The 1,224-nt window shown below is 31.9% G+C and carries 1 pseudogene; it reads right to left on the minus strand.

The features are described from left to right. Positions 1–888 precede the first annotated feature (888 nt). Positions 889–1,224 (minus strand): annotated as a pseudogene (locus ACFIL8_RS10575) (autotransporter domain-containing protein); the annotation flags it as partial.

The raw sequence follows: 1,224 nt of genomic DNA on the forward strand, positions 1-1,224 counted from the left end.
TGTCACTTATCAGCATAGATTTAAGAAAATTGGTTTTTCTGGAACGAGTTTCTCTGCTGGATTGCGCCACCTTTTTTGATGAGCTGCAATATGTATTTTTAGTTAAAAGGCAGAAGATTTTCGGCCTTTTAATGTATTAAAATTTATTTTGCTTCATCAATATGGTTATTTTTTGATATAAAAGATTACAATAGATGCTTTCTTTTATGCGATGAGAAATTTTTCTAAAATTTTTGATGTTAAGATATGAGGACAGATTTCATTGTGAATATGAAAAGTTTGAATGCTGAATGCTTTCGGCATAATCTTTCAAAAGAGACGATATAGGTGGTTGTTTTTGTCCATTTCTTTATTCATTTTTATAGATCATAAGTTTAGTCTTTATGAGTTTTATGCATTGTTTTGAATTTTGTTTTAGAACTTTATTCACGTTTATATCATTTAATACGCATATTATTTGTTTCTTTTTTAGGATGTTTACTTAAGAATTTTGGATAGATACTTATTTTTAGAGCAAAAAGAGGGAGTTTGAGGTCAAATTATAATAAAAGTAAAGTATGCTTTATCGTGTTGTTATGGTTGTTGTTTTGTAAGTGATAGGTGGCAGAGAAATTTCGATAAGATACAGGATATTATTTTCATTGCGGTCATGCGCGGATATCACCATTCTTTTTTCAGCATTCAATATTTGCGCAGATTTTAGCACTCGAGAATGTTCATAAGAAGTAATTTACCTTTTTTCAAAAGTCCTTCTTTGCATGCCAGCTTCGTTTGTGATGGACAAGGGGTTAATTGATTAAATATAAACAGGTTTGAAATGAAAGAAATTTATAATATTTAGTTTTTATTCAATATCTAAAATGATGAATGAGCATTCTGAATTATTGCATGAAATTTTCCTAAATCAATATCACGCGTCTTATTAAACTGAAGATGCTGATAAACAACCTGAATCTGCGGAGCAAAAACAACACCTTTATACCCTGTTGCAAACGTTCTGCCACTCGTTAAAGAACCGCTAAACTGTTTACCCTTGGCAATAGCTTTTACCCCGTGCTCGTGTCAAAACATCACCTTTAAAAAGGCCATACGATAACACCCCATCCATATAAAAACCGGTATCATGCTGCAAACTTCCATAAGCCCCAACAGACCATTTATTAAATGCGCTTTTTTTGCTTTGTTCAACATCCTGAGGGTGTAGAGAAAGATTTCCATAGTTCC

This window comes from Bartonella sp. AP57NXGY (assembly GCF_042195805.1).
In the GTDB taxonomy this organism is placed as follows: Bacteria; Pseudomonadota; Alphaproteobacteria; order Rhizobiales; family Rhizobiaceae; genus Bartonella.